Annotated in this window: 3 protein-coding genes; all 3 read left to right on the top strand. The window is 54.6% G+C overall.

Annotation, left to right across the window (positions count from 1 at the left end):
- Window positions 1-140: 140 nt before the first annotated feature.
- From putA to D6694_10645, 3 genes are read left to right on the top strand one after another with little or no spacing between them, the layout of a single operon-like run.
- Complete coding sequence (putA, locus tag D6694_10655; GenBank protein RMH39939.1) at window positions 141-3,311, top strand: bifunctional proline dehydrogenase/L-glutamate gamma-semialdehyde dehydrogenase PutA; 3,171 nt, start codon at window positions 141-143, stop codon at window positions 3,309-3,311.
- Window positions 3,304-4,773, top strand: a complete 1,470-nt coding sequence (locus D6694_10650; GenBank protein RMH39938.1) for an NOL1/NOP2/sun family putative RNA methylase — start codon at window positions 3,304-3,306, stop codon at window positions 4,771-4,773. Before putA ends, D6694_10650 begins: the two co-directional genes overlap by 8 nt.
- A gap of 53 nt (window positions 4,774-4,826) precedes the next feature.
- Window positions 4,827-5,660, top strand: a complete 834-nt coding sequence (locus D6694_10645; GenBank protein RMH39937.1) for a glutathione-dependent disulfide-bond oxidoreductase — start codon at window positions 4,827-4,829, stop codon at window positions 5,658-5,660.
- Window positions 5,661-5,739: the final 79 nt, after the last annotated feature.

The following is a 5,739-nucleotide window of genomic DNA, read 5'->3' as shown; positions in this document are numbered from 1 at the left end:
TGGGCCTGATCCGGATCAATTTCCTTTTGGCGGCGACCCGCTCCGTCACTGTTCGGACTAGGCAAGCACGCTGCAAACACTATAATGGCGCGATAGTGATTATCTCCGCATAGCCATCAAGTCATAACGAGGCACACCTTATGTTGAAAGCATCGAAGATTTTGACACAGGCACCAGCGAACACCACTGACGAGTGGATGAAATGGGTGCAGGCAAACTATCAGGTCGATGAAAATGCGTATCTTGAAGAGCTGATCGCGCTGGCTGCGCCAGATGCAGCAAGTCATGCCAACATTCGCAACAGGGCGCTCAAATACATTCAGCAGGTGCGGCAAGGCGAGCGTCGCCGTGAAACGATTGAAGCGTTTCTCAGTCAGTACAGTCTTGATACCAAGGAAGGCGTGGTATTGATGTGTCTTGCTGAGGCGCTTTTGCGGATAGCAGATGCCGAATCGGCCAATCGTTTGATTAAGGACAAACTGTCTGGTGCCGATTGGGCGGCTTATGTGGGCAAAAGTGATTCGTGGCTGGTCAATGCCTCGGCTTGGGGGCTCGTGCTGACCGGAAAATTGGTGGAATTGGATTCTGAATTTAAGGCACAGTCCACCAATATCCTTGCCAAAGCGATCAATCGTGTCGGTGAGCCGGTGGTGCGTGCGGCGTTGAACCAAGTGATGAAATTTATGGGGCGTCAGTTTGTCTTGGGACGCACCATTGACGAAGCCTGGAAACGTGCGGCCGAGGACCACAAACGCGGTTACACGCATTCGTTTGATATGTTGGGTGAGGCGGCATTTACTGCAGAAGACGCCGAGCGTTATACCGAAGCCTATGCCAATGCCATCAAGACACTTGCGACAGTTAAAGCGCCTGATGGCGTGCCCGCACCGAGCATTTCGGTCAAGCTCTCGGCGCTACATCCGCGTTACGATGCGGTCAAGCGCGAGCGCGTGCTGACCGAAATGTATGAGCGCTTGCTGGGGCTGGCCGAATTGGCACGTCGTCACAATGTGGCGATGAGCATTGATGCCGAAGAAGCCGATCGCCTTGAGATTTCATTGGAGTTGTTTGAGAAAGTCTATCGCAGTGAGTCGTTGGCAGGGTGGGACGGCCTTGGCTTGGTTGTCCAGGCCTATTCGAAACGTGCGTTGCCGGTGTTGGGTTGGGCAGCGGCGCTTGCTCAAGATCTTGGCATTCGCATGCCAGTTCGATTGGTCAAGGGCGCCTATTGGGATTCCGAGATCAAATGGTCGCAGCAGCGCGGACTGGCGGGTTATCCGCTGTTTACTCGCAAGGCGGGCACCGATGTTTCTTATCTCGCGTGTGCGCGCTATCTGTTCAGTGTGATGGATCGCATCTACCCACAATTTGCCACGCATAATGCTCACACCATTGCCAGTATTCTCGAAATGGCCAAGGACCATCGTGATTTCGAGTTCCAGCGGTTGCATGGCATGGGCGAAGCGCTGTACGACTTAGTGTTGGCGGAGCAAAAGGCGCAGGGCACACCGGTGAATTGCCGAGTGTATGCGCCGGTCGGGCAATACAATGAGTTATTGCCTTACTTGGTTCGTCGTCTTTTGGAAAATGGCGCGAATTCATCTTTTGTGCATCAACTGGTGGATGATGCAGTGCCCGCGGAAAAGTTGGCCGAGCATCCTGTCGATACGTTGAAGAAATTCTCGACCTATGCCAATGACAAAATTCCATTGCCTGAGGCGCTGTACGGCCCAACGCGCAAGAATTCACGTGGTACGAATTTGAAGGTGGCTGTGGATCGGGAACCTTTCCTGCAGGGTCTGGGTGAGTTTCTCGATCATACCTGGGACGCACGGCCCATCATTGACGGTCGAAAGATCGAAGGTGACGCCACCACACGCGTTTGCCCCTATGACAATGCCCATGTGGTGGGAACCACCGTCGATGCCAGCGAGACGGATTTGCAAAAGGCCCTTGAAGTGGCGCACCAACATTGGTCGGAATGGAATCGGCGTCCAGCTGCGGAACGAGCCAAAATTCTGCGCGATGCGGCGGATCTGTTTGAAGCCAATCGCATGGAGTTGATTGCGTTATGCTGTCGCGAAGGTGGCAAAACCTTGGAAGATGGCATTGCCGAGGTGCGTGAAGCGGTCGATTTCCTTCGCTATTACGCTCAACAGGCCGAGCATGATTTTCAGGTGATCACCTTGCCCGGACCGACCGGTGAGCGCAACACGCTTGAGCTTGAAGGGCGTGGTGTGTTTGTGTGCATTAGTCCATGGAACTTTCCACTGGCCATCTTTACTGGTCAGGTATCGGCTGCACTGGTGACCGGTAATGCGGTGCTTGCCAAACCGGCGGCGCAGACCACCATGATAGGCATGCGAGCGGTTGAACTCTTGCATAAGGCTGGCGTGCCGACCTCCGTGCTTCAGTATATCCCGGCACGAGGTGCTCAGGTGGGGCGTGTGGTGCTCTCCGACCCGCGTGTGGCAGGCGTTGCGTTTACTGGTTCGACGGCGACTGCGATGCAGATCCAAAACACACTGGCAAGCCGCGCCAACACCCCGATTGCCCCACTCATTGCCGAGACAGGCGGCCAAAATGCGATGATTGTTGACTCTTCCGCGTTGCCCGAGCAAGTAGTGGCAGATGTGATGCGTTCGGCCTTCGCCAGCGCTGGCCAGCGCTGTTCGGCGCTGCGTGTGCTCTATCTGCAAGAAGAAATCGCACCGCGCATTATTGAGTTGCTCAAGGGCGCCATGGCCGAGTGGGAAGTTGGCGACCCAAGCTTGCCGCAAACAGACGCAGGTCCCGTCATCGATCACGCTGCGCGCGAGGACTTGCTTACCCACATTGAGGAAATGCGGGCCACCAAAAAACTGCTGGCCGAGGCCCCGCCGTCGAAAATCGAATCGCAAGGCAGTTTCCTGTCGCCGGTGGCGTTTGAAATCGACAGCATTCACGATCTTAAGCAGGAGAATTTCGGCCCAATTCTGCATGTCGTCCGCTATCGCGCGCGTGATTTGGACAAAATCATCGACGAAATTAACGCCTATGGTTATGGCCTGACCCTTGGCATTCATAGCCGAAACGAGGGGTTGGCGGATTACATCGCTCATCGAGCGAGAGTGGGCAATATTTACATAAACCGCGATATGATCGGTGCGGTGGTGGGCGTGCAACCGTTTGGTGGTATGGGGCTTTCGGGCACTGGCCCCAAAGCGGGGGGGCCATTCTACCTACACCGCTTCTGTACCGAACGTACCATTTCCAACAATACCGCTGCCATCGGCGGCAATACTACTTTGCTGTCACTTGCCGATGCCTGAACCCACGGTCCCCGACAGTTATTTGCAGCACATCCGCCGTCTCTTGCCAGAGCCGCAAGAGACGGCATTCATCGCCGCTTGTGAGCGTCCTTTGCGACGCGCCATTCGCGTGAATACGCGCAAGATTTCGGTGGATGATTTTGTATCGCGGATGGAAAAACAAGGCTGGACATTCACCCCCGTTCCCTGGTGTGCATCTGGCTTTTGGGTGTCGCGCCCCGTCGAGATGGAGAAAGCCTTGCCAATTGGCAAAACGCTGGAACACCTGATCGGGCTGTTTTATGTCCAGGAAGCAAGTTCCATGTTGCCGCCAGAAATGCTGTGCCAGCATTTGCCTGAGCCAAAGGGGTGGTGGCTCGATATGGCGGCGGCCCCTGGCTCAAAAACCACCCAGTTGGCGCAAAATCTAGGCCACGATAGCCTGATAGTGGCCAATGAATTATCCGGATCCCGGTTGAAAAGCCTATATGCCAACATCATCCGCAGCGGCATTGCGAATGTGGCGCTGACCCACTACGATGGCCGGATTTTTGGTGAGCGTCTGTCCAATTGTTTTGATGCCGTCTTGCTGGATGCCCCATGCAGTGGAGAAGGCACCGTCCGCAAAGATCCAACGGCCTTGCGTCGTTGGTCGCTTGACAATGTTCGGACTTTGGCCCACCTACAGAAACAACTGATTGACAGCGCTTTTGCGACGCTGCGTCCAGGCGGCATTTTAGTGTATTCCACCTGCACATTGTCCGCCGAGGAAAATGAAGAAGTGTGTGCTCACTTGCTCGAAAGGTACGGTGAACAAGTGGAGTATGTACCGTTGACTGACAGTTTTCCGGGGGCGGAAAAGGCGGCGTCAGCTTTCGGGAGTCTGCGTGTGTGGCCACACTTGTGGGACAGCGAGGGCTTTTTTGTTGCCGCATTTCGAAAGCTTGGCGATGCTAATAATATTGGCCATCGTGGCGATGTGTCTGGCCACGGTCGTTTTGTGCCCTTGAGTGACACGGATCACGCTCAGCTGATGCAGGCCTTGGATGACTGGTTTGCCCCCCAGGCCATGCCTGAGGGACGTTTCTGGCAGCGCAGCCAGGGCAGGCAGACAGAAATCTGGTGGCGTCCGCTGGGGGCAACCGCACTGACGACCCAGTTGCGGCCAGATCGGATTGGGGTGCAGGTGGCCACGCGCATCGACAAGGGCAGGCGTGTGCAGTGGCGATGGCACCATGAATTTGCGGCCACTTTTGGACAGTACTTCCAAAAACAACGTTTGCAGGTCAGTGAGTCCCAACTTCGACAGTTGTTCCTTGGACATAATCTGGACTGGCCAGAAAAGTTAGCCTCGGGGGATTGGCTCATTTGCTACGAACAATGGCCTGTTGGTCTGGTACGTGCAACCGATCGGCGCATCAAGAATAATTTCCCACGCGAATGGTTGCACGACAGCTTGGCCTGGCCGGATGTGAAAATGTAAGCAGATGCGTTTAATCTGAATAGCACACGAAAACGCACCTTGGGAGGATCGTGATGACAGAGCGCTATCAGCCACCCCGCGTCTGGACGTGGGAAGAAGAAAACGGTGGTGAATTTGCTGCCATCAACCGCCCGTTCGCCGGCGCACGATTCGAGAAGGAACTGCCAGTTGGCAAGCACCCACTTCAGCTATATTCCATGGCCACGCCCAATGGTGTGAAAGTGACCATTTTACTTGAGGAGTTGCTGGCGCTGGGCATCGATGGGGCCGAATACGATGCTTGGTACATTGACATTCGTGAGGGGGATCAATTTTCGTCGGGCTTTGTCGACATCAATCCAAATTCCAAGATTCCGGCCCTTGTCGATTGCAGCGGTGAGGTGCCGATACCGGTCTTTGAATCCGGGGCGATTTTGCTTTATTTGGCGGAAAAGTTTGACAAGTTTATACCGCGCCAGGGTCAACAGCGTGCGGCATGCTTGTCATGGTTGTTCTGGCAAGTGGGCAGTGCCCCCTATGTGGGCGGCGGCTTTGGTCACTTTTATTGCTATGCACCCGAGAAAATCAAATACGCCATAGATCGTTTTACGATGGAAACCAAGCGGCAGTTGGATGTTCTTGACAAGCATTTAGCGGACAAACAATACATCTGCGGTAACGATTACACCATTGCCGATATGGCGATTTGGCCTTGGTATGGTCAATTGATGCTGGGCGATTTGTATCAGGCGGCTGAATTTTTGAATGTGACCGAATATCAAAACCTGATGCGCTGGAGCCAGGAAATCGCCGAACGTCCGGCGGTACAGCGAGGACGGCGCGTCAACCGCACGTGGGGCGCACCGGAAACACAGTTGCCTGAGCGACATAGCGCCGACGATTTTTAATGTACGGGTAGCAGTACCAGTCGGCAACAAGCGAATAGGCATCTACATTTTGTGACGCAGTTCACACAACAAGTGTGGC

The sequence above is a fragment of the Gammaproteobacteria bacterium genome (genome assembly GCA_003696665.1).
GTDB lineage: Bacteria > Pseudomonadota > Gammaproteobacteria > Enterobacterales.
Note: the sequence above shows the minus strand (reverse complement) of the source record. Positions and strands in the feature narration are given on the sequence as shown.

What these genes read in the sequence shown, in the direction of transcription:
- D6694_10650 (RMH39938.1), top strand. Translation starts at nt 3,304, where the DNA reads ATGCCTGAACCCACGGTCCCCGACAGTTATTTGCAGCACATCCGCCGT.
- D6694_10645 (RMH39937.1), top strand. Translation starts at nt 4,827, where the DNA reads ATGACAGAGCGCTATCAGCCACCCCGCGTCTGGACGTGGGAAGAAGAA.
- putA (RMH39939.1), top strand. Translation starts at nt 141, where the DNA reads ATGTTGAAAGCATCGAAGATTTTGACACAGGCACCAGCGAACACCACT.